Raw genomic sequence first — 19,165 nt, 5'->3', positions numbered from 1 at the left:
CGGCACCACCCTCAAAATCGAACTCGACATCCAAGCCGTCCAAGGCACCACCCTCCCCACCACCTGAACCCCACCAGCGACGACGGCAACCGCTGCCGCACGGCACGGTGCGGCACGGTGCCCGTGCGCGCCCGGTCCTCTCGCGCCCCGGCATCCCGGTCCGGGGCGCGTCGTGCCGGACCCGGCTGGTGGTAGGCACGAGGAGATCAGCCGTCGTACGCCCGCCCCGGCTGCCGGAGCCCCTACGCTGCGGGCATGGCACCGAACATCGCGACCAACACCCGCGTGACGCGCGAGGAACTGCTCGACTTCGTCCGTCCCCGCCACCGCGCGCTGCTGCTCACCCGCCGCTCCGACGGCAGCCCGCAGGCCTCCCCGCTGACCTGCGGCGTGGACGACTCCGGCCGGATCGTCATCTCCACCTACCCGGAGCGCGCCAAGACGCGGAACGCCAAGCGTGACCCCCGGGTGAGCGTTGTCGTCCTCAGCGACGACTGGAACGGGCCGTGGGTGCAGATCGACGGCACCGCCGAGGTCGTCGACGCGCCGGACTCCGTGGAACCGCTCGTCGAGTACTACCGCACCATCGCCGGCGAGCACCCCGACTGGGACGAGTACCGCCAGGCCATGGTCCGGCAGGGCAAGTCGATCATCCGGGTGACTCCGGAGCGCTGGGGGCCCGTGGCGACGGGCGGCTTCCCCGCGCGGCTGGTGCAGCAGCAGGACGACGATCAGGAGCAGAAGAAGGAACAGGAGCAGGCCTAGGCAGCAAGTCCGCCGGCCCCGGCTGGGCGGCTCCTCAGTCCCGCGCGTTCCGGGCGACCGTCGCCTCGATGCCCGCGATCAGCAGGTCCAGGGCGACGTCGAAGTCGCGGTCGAGCATCTGTGCGACGGTGTCGCCGCCGCCGGCCGCCAGCAGGCCGATCGACTCCCGCATCACCTCGGCGGCGTCCGGGGCGCTCGTCGCCACGCTCACCGCGTGCTGGAAGTACTCGTCCGGGGCCATCCCGGCCGCGGCGCAACGGGCGGCGAAGTGGCCCTCGTTCGTGCCGTAGCCGTACACGAAGCGGAACACGGCGGAGATCGCACCGGCCAGACGGTCCTCGGGCAGTCCGGTGCGCCGGATGATCCGGTGCACCGCGTCCGAGAAGGCCACGTGGTTCGGGCCGATGGTGAGAAAGCTGCCGACGAGCGGCGACAGCCAGGGATGGCGCACCAGCAGGGCCCGGTACTCCCCGGCCAGGTCGCGCAGCTGCTTCCGCCAGTCCTCGTCGTGCCGCTCGTCGGGCAGCCGCAGTTCGCCGAAGGCCGCGTCGAGGGCCAGCTCCAGCAGGTCGTCCTTGCTGCTGACGTACCAGTACAAGGACATCGCGGTGACGTTCAGCTCGGCGGCGAGCCGCCGCATGGAGAACCTGGCCATCCCCTCGGCGTCCAGCAACCGCACGCTGGCCTCGGTGATCCGCTCGAGGTCGAGCCCGGAGGGCTGCCCGCCGCGTGCGCTACGGCGTGTCCTGCCCTCCAGCCACACGCTGGTCCGCGCCGCACCCCTCACCCCGGCCGGCTTCCCCATGGTGCACCTTTCTCAGCTTCGCGACGGCGGTCATGCTAAGGGCCTCGTCGCGGGCACGGTCCCGACGGCCTCCTCCTGTCCGAGTGTGCCCGCTCGGACCGGCACGCAACGCTGCCGGGAGGGTGTGGTGCCGGAGGCGGGAAGCAGGGGGCAGGTGCGGGTGACGGGTGACGGGTGACGGGAAGGGGCTGTGCCCGGGTGGGCACAGCCCCTCGGCTGTCCGGCGTACCGTCAGTCGCCGTCGGTGCGCTGGGTGAGGTCGTAGAAGGTCGCCGAACCGACCGTGACCTTCTTGAAGGTCTCCTCGACCCATGTGCTGATCTGCGCGGCGGTGCCCCGGCCACCCGGGCCGCCGCCCATGCCGCCGGCGATGAAGTAGTGGATCCGGCCGTCGGCCACGTACTTCTTGAACTGGTCGAGCGTCGGGGACGGATCGGTGCCGTTGAAGCCGCCGATCGCCATGGCCGGTTTTCCGGTGGCGAGTTGGTAGCTGGCGGCGTTCTGGGAACCGATGGACGCGGCCACCCATGTGTATGCCGAGGCGTTCTCCAGCAGCAGCTTCTTGGCCTCCGCGCTGACCTGGGCGCCGTCGAGCAGGCCGCCCATGCCGCCGCCCCTGCCCATCGGGCCGCCCTCGCCCGTCCGGCCCCAGCCCGGGAACCCGCCGCCGGTCCGGCCGTCAGTCCGGCTCTGGCCGTTCGGGCTGCCCTGCCCGTTCGGCGTGCCTTGGCCGTTCTGGCCGGGCATGCCGCCACCGCCGCCGGGGAAGCCGGACAAGCCGTTGGCGGGGCCGCCCTCCTGATCGCCCTGGCCGCCCTGGCCGTTCTGGCTGCCCTGGCCGTTCTGGCTGCCCTGGCCGTTCGGGGCCTGGCCGGGCATGCCGCCCCCACCGTCTGGTCCACCCGGTCCGCCGGGGCCGCCGCCCCTGCCGCCGGGCCCCATACGGCTCGCCCCCGCGGGACCGGCCGTGACGATGGACCCGGTGTGCGGGGAGTCCACCGTGCTCAGCGTGTACGCGGTCGGTCCGGCCAGGCAGGTGATCAGGCCTCCGGCGACCGTGACCACGGCGAGCCGCCGGCCGGTCCGGGAGACGAAGATCAGCCCGAGGGCCGCGGCCAGCCCGCCGACCAGGACGACCCACTTCAGCCAGGGCAGATAGTCGGGGGTGCGGTGGAGCAGGACGTATCCCCACGCGGCGGTCGCCGTCGCGGCGGCGGCCAGGGTCAGCGACGCCCACGGGCGGGACCGCTCCTGCCACAGGGCGCCCACGCCCATGCCGACGACGGCCGCGATGTAGGGGGAGAGCGCCACCGTGTAGTACTGGTGGAAGATGCCCGCCATGTAGCTGAAGACGCCCGCGGTCATCAGCAGGGAGCCGCCCCAGGCGAGGAACGAGGCGCGGGCCAGGTCGGTGCGCGCTGCCTTGCGGGTCCACACCAGCCCGGCGACCAGCAGGATCAGCGCGGCCGGCAGCAGCCAGGAGATCTGGCTGCCGACCTCGGCGTTGAACATCCGGTCCCAGCCGGTCTCGCCCCATCGGCCGCCACCGCCGCCGGGTCCGCCACCGGGGCCGCCACCTCCGCCGACGCTTCCGGTCTCGTCGCCGTTGATGCGGCCGAGGCCGTTGTAGCCGAAGGTCAGCTCCAGGAAGCTGTTGTGCTGCGAACCGCCGATGTAGGGACGCGAGGACGCGGGCCACAGCTCGACCACGGCGACCCACCAGCCGCCCGAGACGACCAGCGCCACCGCGGCGAGCGCGAGCTGCCCCAGCCGCTTGCGCAGCCGCACGGGCGCGCAGCAGAGGTACACCAGCGCCAGCGCCGGAAGGATCAGGAAGGCCTGCAGAGTCTTGGTGAGGAAGGCCAGGCCGACCACGACGCCCGCCCACACCGGCCACCTGGTGCGGCCGTCCTCGACGCCCCGGAGCACCAGGTACACGGTGAGCGACATCAGCAGCGCGAGCAGCGCGTCCGGGTTGTTGAACCGGAACATCAGCGCCGCGACGGGCGTCAGCGTCAGCACCGCGCCCGCGATCAGCCCGGCCGACGGGCTGAACCGGCGGCGTACGGCCGCGTACACCACGGCGACCGTGGCCACCCCCATGACGACCTGCGGTGCGAGCACCGCCCACGAGTTCAGGCCGAAGATCCTGACCGACAGCGCCATCGGCCACAGCGCGGCCGGCGGCTTGTCGACGGTGATGGCGTTGCCCGCGTCGAGCGAGCCGAAGAAGAACGCCTTCCAGGAGACGCTGCCCGCCTGCACGGCCGCGGAGTAGAAGGAGTTGGCGTAACCGGAGGCGCTGAGGTTCCACAGGTAGAGCACGCCGGTGGCGAGCAGCAGGGCGAGCAGCGAGGGACGCGCCCAGCGCGGGTCCTCGGGCCGGCCCCGCCACAGGCGCCGGGCGAGCCGCACCGCGCGCGAGCCCGTCGGCGGCAGGTCCTCGCCGACGGGCGGACCGCTGGGCGGCGCCATGGTCCCGGTGCCTGCGCTGGGGGTCGTGGGATCGTGATTCGTGCTCATCGAGGGTCCCTCGGGTCGGTTCCGAGCGGACGCACCGGCCGTGGTCGGGCGGTGTCGTCCCCTGGCTGGGGCTGTGTGGTCGGATATGGCGGAAGAGCCGGACGGGACGAGCCGGCCGGCCGGTCCTGGGGCCTTGCCCGGTCTTCGTCCGAGCGGTCCTCGCCCGGCAGACGGCCCTGCGCCGTCGCGCGGGCCTGATCCGTCGGGCGAGCCTGGTCCGTGGCGCGGGCCTGGTCCGTGGCGCGGGCCTGACCCGTCGTGCGGGTCTCGCCCGGCAGGTGGTCCGCAGCCGTCGCGTGGTGCTCCGCCGTCGCGGCCCGTGCCGGGGCGGTGGCCCGCTGGTCGCGGCGGTCGGGGAAGACCCAGGCCCGCAGCAGCAGGAAACGCAGCACGGTCGCGGCGAGGTTGGCGGCGACCAGGACCGCGAGTTCGGTGGAGCGCGCCGGGTGGCTGGTCGCGGTGTTCAGGGCGGCGAGCGAGCCGCTGGTGAGGACCAGGCCGATGCAGAAGACGACCAGGCCCTGCGCCTGGTGGCGGACCACGCCGCTGCGGCCGCGCACCCCGAAGGTGAGACGGCGGTTGGCGGCCGTGTTGGCGACCGCGGAGACCAGCAGGGCGAGCGCGTTGGCGATCTGCGAGCCGCACACCTGCCGGAAGAGGCTGTAGAGCAGCAGGTAGAACAGCGTGGACAGCACGCCCACCACGCAGAAGCCGACAAGCTGACGGGCCAGTCCCCGGGGCACGTTCTGGATCTCCCGGTCGCGGGGGTCGTCGCCGAAGGGCCGGGCGAGGCGGTCCAGCGGCAGCGAACCGGTCGCCAGGGCCTTGCCCACCCTCCAGACGCCCCTCAGGTCGTCGACGGCGGTCCGGACGATGTGCACCGTGGAGTCCGGGTCGTCGACCCAGTCCACCGGCACCTCGTGGATGCGCAGGCCGGCCCGTTCGGCGAGCACCAGCATCTCGGTGTCGAAGAACCAGCCGGTGTCCTCCACCAGCGGCAGCAGCACCTGGGCGACGTCCCGCCGGATCGCCTTGAACCCGCACTGGGCGTCGGAGAACCCGGCGTGCAGCGAGCCGCGCAGGATCAGGTTGTACATCCGGCTGATGAACTCCCGCTTCGGTCCCCGCACGACCCGGGAGGCACGGGCCAGGCGGGAACCGATCGCCAGGTCGGAGTGGCCGGAGATGAGCGGTGCCACCAGCGGCAGCAGCGCGTTCAGGTCGGTGGACAGGTCGACGTCCATGTAGGCGAGGACCGGTGCCTCGGAGGCCGACCACACGGTCCGCAGGGCGCGGCCGCGGCCCTTCTGCTCCAGCCGGACGACGGTGACCTCGGGGATCTCCTCCGCCAGCCGGGCCGCCACATGCGGGGTGGAGTCCGTGGAGGCGTTGTCCGCGACGGTGACGCGGAAGCCGTACGGGAAGGTGCGCGTCAGATGGTCATGGAGGCGGAGCACGCACGGCCGCAGGTCCTTCTCCTCGTTGTAGACGGGGATCACCACGTCCAGGACGGGCGTTGCGGCATCTGTGGCCGGAAGGTGCTCCCGCGCCGGCAGTGCACCGGGAGGCATGTCGGTTGGCATGAGGGCGACTTTTCTCAACCGCCCTGTACAGGCTGTGTGCTGACGCTGTGCCTGAGCTGTGAGTCTGTCCACCGTCCCCGCTCGCGGGCCCTGCGCTGGCGTGGCTCTGCTCCGGTGTCACCTACGGACGAGTGGGCCGCGGGAGCGCGGGCTGCGGCGCCGCCGGCTGCGGGGGCCCGGACGGCGGAGACGCGAGCTGCGGCGGCACGGCGGCGGAGCCGTGCGCCGGGCCCTGGGCGTCCTGCGGTCCGAGCGGGAGTGCGGGCAGGCGCACGGTGAAGACGGTCCGCCCGGGCACGCTGTCGACGGTGACGGTGCCGCCGTGCGCGGCCGCCACGGCCTGCACGATGGCCAGCCCCAGGCCCGTCGAACCGGTGGCGCGGGACCGTGCCGAGTCCCCACGGGCGAACCGTTCGAAGACGCGCGGCAGCAATTCCGGCGGGATGCCCGGCCCGTCGTCCTGCACGTCCACGCACAGCCATGTCCCTTCCCGGCGCACGCGCGCGGTGACGGTCGTGCCCGGCGGGGTGTGCGTGCGCGCGTTGGCCAGCAGGTTGACCAGCACCTGCTGCAGCCGTGCCGGGTCCGCCGACACCAGGGCCGGCTCCTCGGGCAGGTCGAGCCGCCAGTCGTGGTCCCGGCCGGCCGCCCGGGCGTCGCTGACGGTGTCCACGACGAGCGGGACGAGGTCGCACGACTCGAAGTGCAGCGGCCGGCCCGCGTCCAGCCGGGCCAGCAGCAGCAGGTCCTCCACGAGCAGGGTCATCCGTCCGGCCTCGGACTCGATACGGTCCAGCGCGTGCCGGGTATCGGGCCCGACCCGCTCCCGGCCGCGCCGGGTCAGTTCGGCGTAGCCGCGGATGGAGGCCAGCGGGGTGCGCAGCTCGTGGCTGGCGTCCGCGACGAACTGCCGTACCCGCATCTCGCTGAGCTGCCGGGCGTGCAGGGCGCCGTGGATGTGGTCGAGCATGCGGTTCAGGGCCGCGCCGACCTGGCCGGCCTCGGTGTGCGGGTCGGTCTCGGACTCGGGCACGCGCTCGCTGAGCCGCACCTCGCCCGCGTGCAACGGGAGTTCGGACACCCGGGTGGCGATCGCGGCCACCTTGCGCAGCGGACGCAGGGCGACGTCGACGATGGCGGCGCCCGCCAGCGAGGCGGCGACCAGGCCGGCGGCGGTGACACTGATCTCCACCAGGATCAGCGTGCTGATGGTGTTGTCGGCGTCGGCGGTGGGGATGGCCACGACGTAGGTGCCGTTGGGGCCGGCGACGTACCGGGCCCGGTATCCGCCGAGGCCGGGGAGGGACACGGTGTGCGGCATCCCGTCCCGGGCGACCGAGGCCAGCGCGGCGGTCTGCGGCTCGTCGAGGGACTGGGCGGTCAGCTGCGGGATGTTGTTGTCGCTGGTCTTCTTGCCGAACTGGGCCTCGGTGACCGAGCCGCTTCGGATCGCCGCCACGACGGTGCCCTGCGGCTGCGGGCCGCGCGTGACGAACTCGGCCAGGTCGATCCTCTTGCCTGGCTCCAGCGGCGGGATACGGCCGTCGCCCCGGCGCCCGGCCGGCGGCATGAACCCGGACGCCCGCGCGGCGACCTCGTCCAGCCGCCCGTCCAGCTGCTCGTACAGATGGGAACGCAGGGCCAGCGTGGTCACCGTGCCGATCACCGCGCAGACCACGGCGATCAGCACCACGGAGGCGACGACGAGCCGCGTCCGCAACGTGCGCGGCGGACGCGGCGGACGCGGCGGACGGGGGGCGCGCGCCGGGCGCGGAACGCCTCGGGCGGCCGCGGTGCTCCCTGGCCGCCCCGGCGCACCTGCTGCTCGCCGCCCGATCATGAACTCGCGGGCTTGATCAGGTACCCGGCGCCGCGCCGGGTGTGGATCATCGGCTCGCGTCCGGCGTCGATCTTGCGCCGCAGGTAGGAGATGTACAGCTCGACGACGTTGGCCTTGCCGCCGAAGTCGTAGGACCACACCCGGTCCAGGATCTGCGCCTTGCTCAGCACGCGGCGCGGATTGCGCATCAGGAACCGCAGCAGCTCGAACTCGGTCGCGGTCAGGTGGATGCTCTCGCCGCCGCGCGTCACCTCGTGGCTGTCCTCGTCGAGGGTGAGGTCACCGACGACGAGCACGGAGTCGGGACGCCGGTCGGCGGCGCCCGAGCGGCGGATCAGCCCGCGCAACCGCGCGACGACCTCCTCCAGGCTGAACGGCTTGGTCACATAGTCGTCGCCGCCCGCCGTGAGACCGGCGATCCGGTCCTCGACGGCGTCCTTCGCCGTGAGGAACAGCACGGGCACGTCCGGCAGCTCGCGGCGCAGCCGCCCCAGCACGCTCAGCCCGTCCATGTCCGGCAGCATCATGTCCAGCACCACGGTGTCGGGCCGGAACTCCCGCGCGGCCTGGACGGCACCGCGGCCGTCCGCCGCGGTGCGGATCTGCCAGCCCTCGTAGCGCAGGGCCATGGACAGCAGCTCGGTGATCGAAGGCTCGTCGTCCACCACCAGCACCCGGACGGGGCTCCCGTCCGGCCTCAGCAGTTCGGTGCGTCCCTTGGGCGTCGTCGTGGTCATGCCGCCACCCTGGCGACGCCTTCTGAGAGGGTTCTTTCGCGGATCTGTGATTTTCCTGAGAAACGCGCGGCCGCCGGCGCCGCCCGGCACTGCCCCGGGCACGCCGCGCTCCGGTCAGAACAGCTCCTGCTGTTCGCCGGGCACCGGCTTGAACCGGCTCACGGGCACGGTGGGTTCACCGCCGGCGGCGGCCGGAGCGAGCTGCCAGCCGGTCATCAGCCGCGTGTCCAGCACCACCACCCCGTTCCCGGTCGCCAGGTGCAGGTCGGGCCCGGCAATCGCGACCAGGTCACCGCACACCGTCCCGCCGGGGACCAGCTCCCGCACCTGACCGACCGCGGCCGGCAGACCCGCCAGCCCGAACACCGGCACATGGTCGACGGGCCGGAACGGTTCCCTCCGCAGTGCCTCCGGCCATCCGGCAAGGGCAGCGGCCCGCTCGTGCAGCCGCCCGATCTCGGCCGCCCGGCCCGCCGCGGCCGGCGGCAGCGTGGACCGTACGGCCCGCTTGGCGGCGTACGGGATCCGGTCGGGCACGCCCAGCGCGGCACGCAGCAGCTGCTCGGCGCGCCGGGCGGCCATCAGCGGGCCGGTGCCCAGCCAGCTGAAGCAGACCGCGCCCTGCTCCAGCAGCCGCACCGGGCCCCGTTCGGCCGCGGTGATCCCGACCTTGACCAGGCCGGGCCCGAACCAGGCCAGGTACACGCGATACGGCCGTGGATCGTCCACGGCGGTGTCGGCGGCCACCGAGTGCGCCCGCTCCAGCCGGGCGCACTCCTCGCAGCGCGCCCCCGTGCTCCGCCCCGGCACCACCGCACCGGTGGCACACGCGTTCCCCCGCGCCCCCGTGCATCTGCGCACTCCCCCTTCCGCGACCGTGAAGGCCACGTGTTTCCCCCTGGGCAGCGTGCTCGCACGCCCGCCCTGCCACGCCAGCACAGGCCCGTCCGCCGACCAGCGCAGCCCCGAGCACGTCCACACCGCCATCACCCACGAGATTACGAGCTCCCACTGACAACGCCCCGGCACGCGGCGGACCGGCGAGCGCGAGGGCGGGGCGGGACGGGGCGGCAGCGGCGCCGTCACAGCCGGGTCACGCAGCGGACGGCATAGCGATCGCCAGGCAGCAGGATGTCGGCCACCTCGACGACCTGCCCGCCCACGTCGTGCAGCGTCTTGCGGATCTCCATGACCGGCACCCCCGGCGCCAGCCCCAGTTCCCGGGCCTCCGCGCCGGTCGGCGGGCGTGCGGTGACCACCTCCTCCACCCGCTCCACCTCGACGCCCACGGTGGACAGCTGGTGCATGGTCCCGCCGGGCCAGGGCTCCTTGGAGGCGTCGAGCAGCTCGGGGTTCCGCGCGGCCAGGGCGTACGGAAGATAGGAGCGGCAGACGTTCAGCGGCGTGTCCTCGCCGGCCGGCCTCGTGCGATAGGTCCGCCTCAGCAGCGCGGTCCCCGTCTCGACGCCGAGAGCGGCGGCAAGATCCGCCGACGCCTCCACCCGGTCGTACACGGCCCGGAACGCCAGTCGGCCGGTGGGCAGCCCCGTCTCCCGCTCGGTGGCCCCGGTGCTGCGGCGTTCCCGCAGGTCAGCGTGGGTCCGCTCCTTCTCCCACCGGTGCCGCAGCGTGGACCGCACGGCCCTGCACCGCGCTGGGTGCCGCGTGCGCTCGTCGTCGTTCATGCGTACCGGGTTCCCCAGTCCGCGCTTCCTCTGCCCGCCTGCGGGGACGGGGGGCCGGGCGGCCGGGGCGTGTCCCGGACTTACGCCCCGTGCATCAGGGATGGAACCGCCACCGGCCCTCGGAGACGACGTCCACCTCGCCGTCCCGGACGCGCACGGCCGTGTCGTCGTCGATGAACCAGACCGGGAAGTCCGCCCGCGCGACGATGCGGTCGGCCCAGGCGTCGTCCCGCTCGGGGAAGTCCGGCGAGTACAGGTGCGGCTTGACGTACCAGTCGAACAGGCCGAACGGCGGCTCCACGGTCGTCGCGCCGAGCACATGGAGGTCCGCGCTGTCTTCGACGACGTCGGCGGAGTGCTCGGTCAGATGCCGGCTGAAGATCATCGACCCGGCGCTGAACCCCACGTAGACCCGGCTCTCCAGCGCCTGCAGGAAGCCGTCGGCCAACCCGTTGCCGGTGATGCTGCGGGCGAGGTGGTAATGGTTGCCGCCCCCGACGTAGACGACGTCGGCGTGCAGCAGCCGGTCGAGCACCGTCCGCCGGGGCAGGCCGTTGAGCTCCAGGATGTCGAACTCGCGCCAGCCGAGGCCGTGCAGCCGGTTCATGTCCGCGAGGACCCACCCGTGGTCCCCGGGTTCAGCGACCGACGCTGTGGGCACGTACACGACGTTCGCCGATCCGAACGGCTTTCCCAGCATGTCCCGCAGCGCTTCCCGCAGCGTCTCGTTGCGCACGCCGCCCGCCGTCAGCAGAAGATTCACCGGGCGAGCCAAGCACGCCGCACCGGGGCGGCGCAACGGATATGAGCGGGGGCTCGATCGTGTGCCAGGGCGTCCGGCCGCCCGGTGTTCCCCGCGGTGTTCCCGCGGTGTCTCCCGTGGCGCTCGGACGATCACCCTGCGGGTGGTGACGCGGAGCGCCACGGCGGGTCACCGTCCGCACACGTGCGGCACCGGCAGGCGCAGGCTGCCACAAAGTGAGCGGCTTCCGGCCGCGTTGATGTCAGCAACTGATGTCGAAGGCCCCCTGGAATGATCCCAGGGGGCCTTCGACCTGTGCGCACTCGGCAGGATTCGAACCTGCAACCTTCTGATCCGTAGTCAGATGCTCTATCCGTTAAGCTACGAGTGCTTGTTCTGTTGTCGTCCCCGCTTCCGGTTCCTTTCGGCCCCTCGCGGCGACACGAAGAACATTACATGATTCGCCGCCGTCATGTGAAATCCATATCCCGCACCCCGTCTGACCTGCGCAAACGCGCCCGGCGACGTGCAGCGAGCGACGGGGCGGCGACGTCGGGGAGACCCGTGGGCGGCAGATCGGTGGTGGATCGGCGGCGCATCGGAGGGGGATCGGAGAGGGGGCGTCCGGCTCCCGGCCGGGCGGAGGAGCACAGCCCGCAGGACGGCGGGGAACGACGGAAGGAGACGGAAGGGGACGGAAGAGGACGGAAGGGGAATGGCGGAAGAACGACGAAGCCCGGAGGCAACACCCTGGGACCAGTCCGGACGGCCGCCCCGGAGAACGACGAAGCCCCGGTCTCACGACCGGGGCTTCGGCGCTCACGCGCGGAGGCGGAGGGATTTGAACCCTCGATGGGCTTTAAGGCCCAAACCGCATTAGCAGTGCGGCGCCATAGACCGGACTAGGCGACGCCTCCAGCACAACCACCGACACATGCGCGTCAGCAGTGCGTGCAGATGATGACACAGCCAAGCGGGGTGTCACCAATCGCTGCCCACGGTACTAGGCAGAACCGCTCCAGAGCAAAGCCCTCGCCGTGGCGTCGGAGCGGCGGCGGGCCCGGCGCGGTGTGCGGGCGGGGTGCGCCGCGCAACGTACCGGGCAGCGACGCGTTAGTCCGGGCATGATGCAGTCGACTCTTTCCTCCTCGGGGCGCCCGGGTCCCCGACGGCTCCCGGGTGCCGGCCGGCGCCGCGCGCTGCGGCGCGTGCTCCTCGGCGTCTCCGCCTGCGCCGCCGCGCTCACCGCGGTGGCCGCCCTGCCCGCCGCCGCGGCCCCCGGTGCGCCGCCGCCGGTCCGGGACGAGGACCGCGCCGGAGATCACCTCACGGTCACGGTGCGGCACGCGGGCGCGGCGCACGACGGGACGTGGGAGCTGTACTGCCACCCCGAGGGCGGCACGCACCCGGACGTGCGGGGCGCGTGCGCGCTGCTCGACCGCAGCGCGCGCTGGGGGCGCGACCTCTTCGCACCCGTGCCGCAGGGCAGCGCCTGCACCATGCAGTACGGCGGGCCGGCCACCGCGCGTGTCACCGGCGTCTGGGCCGGGCGGCGGGTGGACGCGGCCTACGACCGCCGCAACGGCTGTGAGATCGACCGCTGGAACCAGCTGGTGCCCCTCCTGCCCGACCTGCGCTCCTGACGCTGCCGGCACCCGGTGCCGCCCCGCCGCCCGCGACTGCGCGGGCCGTCTCGCGGGTCCGGCCGCGTGAGGCCGGATCGCCGGGCGGGCCGGGGTCCGGTGGAGGGCCCGGCGGTCCGGGACCGCTGGAGGGCCGGGAGCAGAGGGCGTAAAGGTCCTGCGCAGGTCGCGCGAAGCGCCGTCGTACGCCCCCGGTTCACGGCCGTTCGCCCGTGTGACCTCCCTCCCGTCCGGCGTCGCAGCTGCAACCCCAGCGCATAGACTCGCTCGCGTGACACGCTGCGGGCCGGTTGGCAAGATGACCCCCGCGGTCGGCAAGGTGCGGTGACAGGGAGGAAGCGTCTCGTGAGCAGCAGGCCATCCCGAGGCGCTGCTCGCCTCGCTGCCATACTCGACGCCCTCCCCGACGCACTGCTGCTGGTCAACGCCAACGGCACCGTCGTCAACGCCAACACCATCGCCCTGGAGGCGTTCGAGACCCCCGGCACGGCCCTGGTGGGGCGCGGACTGCTGGACCTGCTGCCGCAGTTCGACTCCAAGCTGATCCCCGGGTCGATGCGCCGGCCCGACCACATCGACCCGCGCAGCCGCACCAAGCCGACCCGGATGGTGGCGCGGCGCACCGACGGCAGCGAGTTCCCGGTCGAGGTCACCAGCGCGAATCTGCAGAACGGCCAGCAGGCCTACGACGGCTCCGGCTACACCGGCGACGAACTGCTGATGCTGGTCGTGCGCGACCTGTCCGGCACCGTGGACACCGAGGCCGAGCTGGCCCGTTCGCAGCGGCAGACCGAGATGATCCTGCGGGCCGCCGCCGAGGGCGTGGTGGGCACCGACACCGACGGGCGGATCGTGCTCGTCAACCCCGCGGCCGCGCAGATACTGGGCTACCGGGCCGGCGAACTCGGCGGCCGCGAACTGCACACCCTGGTCCTGCACTCCCGCGCCGACGGCTCGCCGTTCCCGTACGACGAGTCGCCGCTCGCCGACACCCTGCGCTCCGGCCGCAAGCACCGGGTGCGCGGGCAGGTGCTGTGGTGCAAGTCCGGGGAGAAGGTGCCCGTCGACCTGACCACCGCGCCGGTGCGAGACGGCGACCAGCTCGTCGGCGCCGTGATGACCTTCACCGACCGGCGGCCGTACGACGCCCTCGCCAAAGAGAAGGCCGCCGCGGAGAAGAAGCACGCGGAGGAACTGGAAAAGCTTGCCGAGGAACACGCCTCCGAACTCACCGCGCTCCGCCAGGAGCACGTCGCCGAGATCGAGAAGCTGGGCGAGCGGCACGCGGAGGAGCTCGCCGCGAGCGAGGAGCGGTACACCGCCCTCGGTGAGCGCGAGAAGGAGCGCTACGAGGCGCTCGCCGCCCGGCACGGGCAGCTGCTGACGCTGCTCGGCTCGTCCCTGCGCGGCCCCCTGGAGGAGCTGCGCCGCGAACTGTCCGCGCTCGCCGCCGACAACGCCGGACAGCTGTGGCCGGAGGCCAACCAGGTCCTGCACCACCTGTCGGCCGGCTACTCCCGCATCACCACCCTCATCGACAACGTCCTGTCCTACCAGCGCCTCGACGCCGGCAGCGAGGAGATCACACGCACCAAGGTGATGCTCGACTCCGTCGTGGCCGCGGGCATCGACGGCGCGGTGGAACTGGTCGGCCCCGGGCGGCTGCAGTTCGCCGTGCACGCGCCGCCCATCGAGGCCGAGGTCGACCCGCAGCGCCTGGCCACCGCGCTCGCCCACCTGGTCGCGGACGTCGCCGGTGTCGACGCGACCGGCAACGCCCCGGTGTCGGCCACCGGTTACATGGACAACACGGTCGTGGTGGCGGCCGCGCAGCGCGGCGAGGTCGCGCGGATCGAGGTGCGCGGCCCCTACGCCGGCGGAGACCCGGTGCACGAGCCGATCGTGCGCGGGATCGTGCGCGCGCACGGCGGTGTGCTGCAGACCCACGAGGTGCCGGGGACGAGCAGCAACGCGTACGTCCTGGAGGTGCCGCTCGGCAGCGGCGCGGGCACCGTCACGGCCGGCCAGGACCAGGTGCCGGCCGGTCACGGCCTGGCTGCCCTCGGCCCGGCCGCCGAAGCGCAGCCGGAACCGGACGCCGCGGCCGCACAGCTCGCACCCGCGGACGCCGCGGCCGCACAGCTCGCACCCGCGGACGCCGCGGCCGCGGCGGGCGCGCTGCCCGCACCCGCACAGCAACCGTCCGGCGGGCGGCGGCGCGCGCGGCGGGCGTCCACGGACGCCTTCCTGGAACCCGAGGGCGACTCCTCGGCCGTACCGGCTCCCACCGGGCGGCGCAGGCGGCGGGCGGCCGAGGAGACTCCGCAGATCCCGGCCCAGGCCGGCGGCGAGGGCACCGACGGCACCGGCCGCCGCCGCGAGCGCCCCGCCGAGGACGCGGGCGCGGCCCAGGGGTCCGTGGTCACGGCGGCGGAGCACGCCGCAGGGACGGCGGCATCCGGTCCCGGTCTCGGCGGCACGGTGCCGCCGCAGGGCATGCCCGCCGCGCCCACCGGACGCCGTGCCCGCCGCGCCGCCGGCGCGCCGCACGCGCTGCCGTCCGGCGCCGGCGCCCTGCCCGCGCCGTCCGCCGCACAGCCGGTCCCGCCGAACGCCTCGCCGGCCGTACAGCCGGTGCCGCACGCCGCGTCGCACGCCCCGGCCGGGCAGCCCGACATGACCACTGCCGGCGCGCCCGCGGCACAGCCGACCGGGCGCCGGCGGCGTGCCCTGGCCTCGGCCCCGGAGCGGGGCGCCGCGCAGGAGCCGGCCTCCCGTGCGGTGTTCGCCCTGCCGCCCGCCGAGGCCGACCGGCCCTCGCCCGCGCCGGAGGCACCGGCCGTGCCCGGCCCGTCCGAGGCCGCCCCGGCCGCGAGCCGGATCCCGGTGCAGGCCGCGCCGGGCGCCGCCGGTCAGCCGGGCGGGCAGCCCGACGCCGTACCGCACGACCACGCGGACGATGCCACCGCGCCGCAGCCGCATCCCGCGGGCACACCGACGGGGCGCCGGCGGCGGGCCGTCGCCCTGCCTCCGGAGAGCACTGCGGCGGGGGCACCGGCGCAGGAGTCGTCCGCACCGAACGCGCCGGAGGTGCCGCAGCTCTCCCCCGTCGTTCCGCCGACGGGGGTGCCGGGCACGCCGCAGGCACGTGCCGGTCAGCCGGCCGTGGACGCCGCGTCCGCACAGGCCGCCGGGACCGCGCGGCCGGCGCCGCAGCCGCTGCCGCAGTCGCCGTCGCTGCCGGCCGCGCCGCTGCCCGCCGAGACCACGGCCGGGCAGGGCGCTCCCGCTGCCCCTCTTCCGCCGTCCACGGCTCCGGCTGCCGACGGGCCGGCCTCCGCCGCCCCCGGCACCCCGGTCACCGCCACCGCCGGCCACACGGAGTCGGGTCCCGCGCACTCCCATGCCGCCCCTGTGCCGGGTCCTGAGCTGCCCGCCCCGGCCCCGCAGCCGTGGCCGGCCGCCGACGGCGCCCGGACCACCCCGGCCGCGGGCACCGCCGTACCGCCGTCCGGCACCGCCGGTCCCGTACCGCCGGCCGCGCCGGGTGTCCCGGTGCCACCGGCCGGTACCGCGCCGGGCGTTCCCGTCCCCGCGCACGGCACCGCCCCCGGCGCGCCCGTGCCCCCGGGAGGCACGCCGGGCACCCCGCCCGCGGCGGCCGCGCCGACGCCCGCCGCCGTGCCCGTGCCCGGGAACGCGCCCTCCGCCGACACGCCCGCCGCCCCGGCTCCCGGCGCGCAGCCCCAGGTCACGCCGGCCCGGGGGACGCCGGCCGCCACCCCGCTGCCGCCCGAGCAGCCCCCCGCCCAGGCAGCGGGGCACACCCCGGCGCAGCCCGGCGGCCGGACGCAGCGCCTGGCGCAGCCGTTGCCCGCGGAGACCGCCGCGCCGGCCGACTCCGACACCACGCAGGGCCGCGCGATCAGCGTGCGCACCCTCGGCCAGGGGGTGCCGTTCGGACGCCAGGCCGCCCAGGTGCAGCAGCCTTCGGCGACCCCGGCCCCGCACCCGTCCGGCGGTTCCGGCCGCCGTCGCAAGCTGGGCACACGGTCCGACGCGGTCGCACGCCCCGAGCAGCGGTCCGAGCAGCAGGGCGCCCGCCCGCACCCGCCGGCCGAACAGCCCCACGGCGCCCCCGCGGCCTCGCCGCAGCCGCCGGCCGGTCCGACCCGGCTCACCCAGGCCACGCAGGGCGCCGGGCGGTCGTACGCCATCAGCGCCCCGGACGAGAATGCCGCCGAGGGACCCGAACCGCTGGACGGCCCGGGCGGCGCGGTGGAGGTCGCCGACCCGCCGCGCCCGCAGCCGATGGACGACGAACTGCCGCCGGAGCCGCTGGACAACCCGCGCCGGCTGCTGGTCTGGCCGGCCCCCGACGCCTCCACCCAGCAGGCGCTCAGCGACCGCGGGTACCGGCCGGTGATCGTGCACTCGCGCGAGGAGGTCGACGCACAGATCGCGGCGTTCCCCGCGGCGCTGTTCGTCGACCCGCTGACCGGTCCGATCACCCGTACGGCGCTGCAGTCGCTGCGCCAGGCCGCGGTCGCCGCCCAGGTGCCGGTGCTGGTCACGGCGGGGCTCGGGCAGGCGAGCCGCGAGGCGGCCTACGGCGCCGATCCGGCCGTGCTGCTGAAGGCGCTGGCGCCGCGCGACAGCGAGCAGCACCCGCCGCGCGTGCTGCTGATCGAGGAGCGCACGGAGATCGCGCTGGCACTGACCGAGGCGCTGCAGCGGCGCGGGATCCAGGTGGCGCGGGCCGCGAGCGACAGCGAGGCGGTGACGACGGCCGGCCGGTTCCACCCGAACCTGGTCGTGATGGACCTGATGCGGATGCATCACCACCGCGCCGGGATCGTCGACTGGCTGCGGGCGAACGGGCAGCTCAACCGCACTCCGCTGGTCGTCTACACGGCCGCCGTCGACCAGGCGGACCTGCCGCGGCTGGCCTCGGGCGAGACGGTGCTGTTCCTCGCGGAGCGGTCCACCAGCCCCGAGGTCCAGACCCGGATCGTGGACCTGCTGGCCCGTATCGGCGTCAACTGACCGCCGGTGGCGGCGAACGGGACGGTGCCGCGCGGCCCGCCCGTCGCCGCCGTCCCCCGGTGCACGGCCGGGCGGCAGGCGGGCCGCGCCGGTCTCACAGCCGTGTCACGTCCAGCTCCCCGGCGGCGTACTGCCGGCGCAGCACCTTCTTGTCGAACTTGCCCACGGACGTCTTCGGGACCGCGTCGACGACCGTCCAGCGCTCCGGCAGCTGCCACTTGGCGATCCTGGCCTCCTCGGCGAGGAAGGCGCGCAGGGCGGCGAAGTCCGCGGCGGCACCGTCCTTGAGGACGACCGTGGCCAGCGGGCGCTCCCCCCACCGCTCGTCCGGGACGGCGACGACGGCGGCCTCGACGACGTCCGGATGGGCCATCAGGGCGTTCTCCAGCGCGACCGAGGAGATCCACTCGCCGCCGGACTTGATGACGTCCTTGGCGCGGTCGGTGAGGGTGAGGTAGCCGTCGGGCGAGATGGTGCCGACGTCACCGGTCTTCAGCCAGCCGTCCGGGCTGAACTTGTCGTCGGGACGCAGCGGTTCGGCGTCCGCGCCGTTGTAGTAGGCCCCGGCGATCCACGGGCCGCGCACCTCCAGCTCACCGGCGGACTTGCCGTCCCAGGGGAGGCGTTCGCCGTCGGGACCGGTCAGCCGGGCCTCCACACCGGCCGGGAAGCGGCCCTGGGTGAGCCGGTAGCCGAGTTCCTCGTCCGTGCCGACCGCGTGCGCCGGGGGCCGGGCGACCGTGCCCAGCGGGGAGGTCTCCGTCATGCCCCAGGCGTGGCAGACCCGCATGCCCTTCGCGTCGAAGGCCTCCATCAGGGACCGCGGGCAGGCCGAGCCGCCGATGGTGACCTGGACGAGGGAGGAGACGTCCCGGGGGCGGGCGTTCAGTTCGGCGAGCAGGCCCTGCCAGATGGTGGGGACGGCCGCGGCGTGGGTCGGGCGCTCCCGCTCGATCATCTCGGCGAGCGGAGCGGGCTGCAGGAACCGGTCCGGCATGAGCATGTTGATGCCGGTCATGAACGTGGCGTGCGGCAGGCCCCAGGCGTTCACATGAAATTGCGGGACTACGATCAGGGAGGTGTCCCGGTCGGTCAGGCCCATGGACTCCGCCATGTTGACCTGCATGGAGTGCAGATAGATCGAACGGTGGCTGTAGACCACGCCCTTGGGGTCGCCGGTGGTGCCGGAGGTGTAGCACATGGCGGCGGCCTGCCTCTCGTCGAGCTCCGGCCAGTCGTAGGTGGCCGGCCGGCCGGCGATCAGCTCCTCGTAGTCGTGCACCCGCGCGTGCGTACCGTCGAGGGCGGACCGGTCGCCGGGGCCCGAGACGACGACGTGCTTCACGCTCGTCATCCGCGGCAGCAGCGGGGCGAGCACCGGGATCAGCGAGCCGTCGACGATGACGACCCGGTCGGAGGCGTGCTGGACGATCCACACCAGCTGCTCGGCGGGCAGCCGCAGGTTCAGAGTGTGCAGCACCGCGCCCATCGCGGGCACCGCGAAATACGCCTCGACATGCTCGGCGTTGTTGAACATCAGGGTCGCCACCCGGTCGTCGCCCCGGACGCCGAGTTCGTCGTGCAGGGCGTGCGCCAGCTGGGCCGACCGCGCGCCGGCCTCGGCGAAGGTGCGCCGGCGCGGCTCGCCCTCACCGGTCCAGGTCGTGATCCGGGACCGTGCGTGCACGCGCATCCCGTGTTCGAGGAGACGGGTGACGGTCAGCGGTACGTCCTGCATGGTGCTCAGCACAGCGGTCCTCCCGTGGCGCGTTGCCTGCGCGGCGGTAGCGAGTTGC

Annotated in this window: 12 protein-coding genes and 2 tRNA genes; 3 read left to right on the top strand and 11 right to left on the bottom strand. The window is 74.4% G+C overall.

Annotated features, from left to right (window positions below; genetic code table 11):
* Positions 1 to 255 precede the first annotated feature (255 nt).
* Complete coding sequence (locus IE286_RS08955) at positions 256 to 765, top strand: PPOX class F420-dependent oxidoreductase (protein WP_189796082.1); 510 nt, start codon at positions 256 to 258, stop codon at positions 763 to 765.
* A 34-nt stretch (positions 766 to 799) separates the two neighbouring features.
* Here the strand turns inward: IE286_RS08955 and IE286_RS08950 are convergent, their stop codons facing one another.
* The 10 genes from IE286_RS08950 to IE286_RS08905 all read right to left on the bottom strand — a co-directional run bounded on the left by IE286_RS08950 (position 800) and on the right by IE286_RS08905 (position 11,597).
* On the bottom strand, positions 800 to 1,570 hold the full coding sequence (locus IE286_RS08950; RefSeq protein WP_189796081.1) for a TetR/AcrR family transcriptional regulator: 771 nt from the start codon (positions 1,568 to 1,570) through the stop codon (positions 800 to 802).
* Positions 1,571 to 1,801: 231 nt separating this feature from the next.
* Entirely contained in the window at positions 1,802 to 4,093 is a 2,292-nt protein-coding gene (locus IE286_RS08945) for an ArnT family glycosyltransferase (RefSeq protein WP_189796080.1), read from the bottom strand.
* Complete coding sequence (locus tag IE286_RS08940; RefSeq protein ID WP_189796079.1) at positions 4,090 to 5,676, bottom strand: bifunctional glycosyltransferase family 2/GtrA family protein; 1,587 nt, start codon at positions 5,674 to 5,676, stop codon at positions 4,090 to 4,092. Before IE286_RS08940 ends, IE286_RS08945 begins: the two co-directional genes overlap by 4 nt.
* 121 nt (positions 5,677 to 5,797) lie before the next feature.
* On the bottom strand, positions 5,798 to 7,516 hold the full coding sequence (locus IE286_RS08935; RefSeq protein WP_229862126.1) for a sensor histidine kinase: 1,719 nt from the start codon (positions 7,514 to 7,516) through the stop codon (positions 5,798 to 5,800).
* On the bottom strand, positions 7,513 to 8,253 hold the full coding sequence (locus IE286_RS08930) for a response regulator transcription factor (RefSeq protein WP_229862123.1): 741 nt from the start codon (positions 8,251 to 8,253) through the stop codon (positions 7,513 to 7,515). Before IE286_RS08930 ends, IE286_RS08935 begins: the two co-directional genes overlap by 4 nt.
* 114 nt (positions 8,254 to 8,367) lie before the next feature.
* Complete coding sequence (locus IE286_RS08925; RefSeq protein WP_267969490.1) at positions 8,368 to 9,240, bottom strand: DUF2797 domain-containing protein; 873 nt, start codon at positions 9,238 to 9,240, stop codon at positions 8,368 to 8,370.
* 95 nt (positions 9,241 to 9,335) lie between these two features.
* A complete protein-coding gene (locus IE286_RS08920) occupies positions 9,336 to 9,893 on the bottom strand; it encodes a UTRA domain-containing protein (RefSeq protein ID WP_229862122.1) in 558 nt (185 codons plus the stop codon).
* Positions 9,894 to 10,032: 139 nt separating this feature from the next.
* Positions 10,033 to 10,701: a Type 1 glutamine amidotransferase-like domain-containing protein gene (locus IE286_RS08915; protein WP_189796076.1), complete on the bottom strand. Its 669-nt coding sequence runs from the start codon at positions 10,699 to 10,701 to the stop codon at positions 10,033 to 10,035.
* A 297-nt stretch (positions 10,702 to 10,998) separates the two neighbouring features.
* A tRNA-Arg gene (locus tag IE286_RS08910) sits at positions 10,999 to 11,071 on the bottom strand.
* A gap of 435 nt (positions 11,072 to 11,506) precedes the next feature.
* Positions 11,507 to 11,597, bottom strand: a tRNA-Ser gene (locus IE286_RS08905).
* Positions 11,598 to 11,888: 291 nt separating this feature from the next.
* Here IE286_RS08905 and IE286_RS08900 point away from each other — a divergent pair.
* Positions 11,889 to 12,323, top strand: a complete 435-nt coding sequence (locus tag IE286_RS08900; protein ID WP_308115055.1) for an SSI family serine proteinase inhibitor — start codon at positions 11,889 to 11,891, stop codon at positions 12,321 to 12,323.
* Positions 12,324 to 12,668: 345 nt separating this feature from the next.
* The gene (locus IE286_RS08895) at positions 12,669 to 17,369 is read left to right on the top strand and encodes a PAS domain-containing protein (RefSeq protein ID WP_189796074.1); all 4,701 of its coding nucleotides are present in this window, start codon (positions 12,669 to 12,671) and stop codon (positions 17,367 to 17,369) included.
* A 94-nt stretch (positions 17,370 to 17,463) separates the two neighbouring features.
* Here the strand turns inward: IE286_RS08895 and IE286_RS08890 are convergent, their stop codons facing one another.
* Positions 17,464 to 19,119: a long-chain fatty acid--CoA ligase gene (locus IE286_RS08890; protein WP_189796073.1), complete on the bottom strand. Its 1,656-nt coding sequence runs from the start codon at positions 19,117 to 19,119 to the stop codon at positions 17,464 to 17,466.
* Between the last annotated feature and the right edge of the window lie 46 nt (positions 19,120 to 19,165).

The sequence above is a fragment of the Streptomyces thermodiastaticus genome, assembly GCF_014656135.1.
GTDB lineage: Bacteria > Actinomycetota > Actinomycetes > Streptomycetales > Streptomycetaceae > Streptomyces > Streptomyces thermodiastaticus.
Note: the sequence above shows the minus strand (reverse complement) of the source record. Positions and strands in the feature narration are given on the sequence as shown.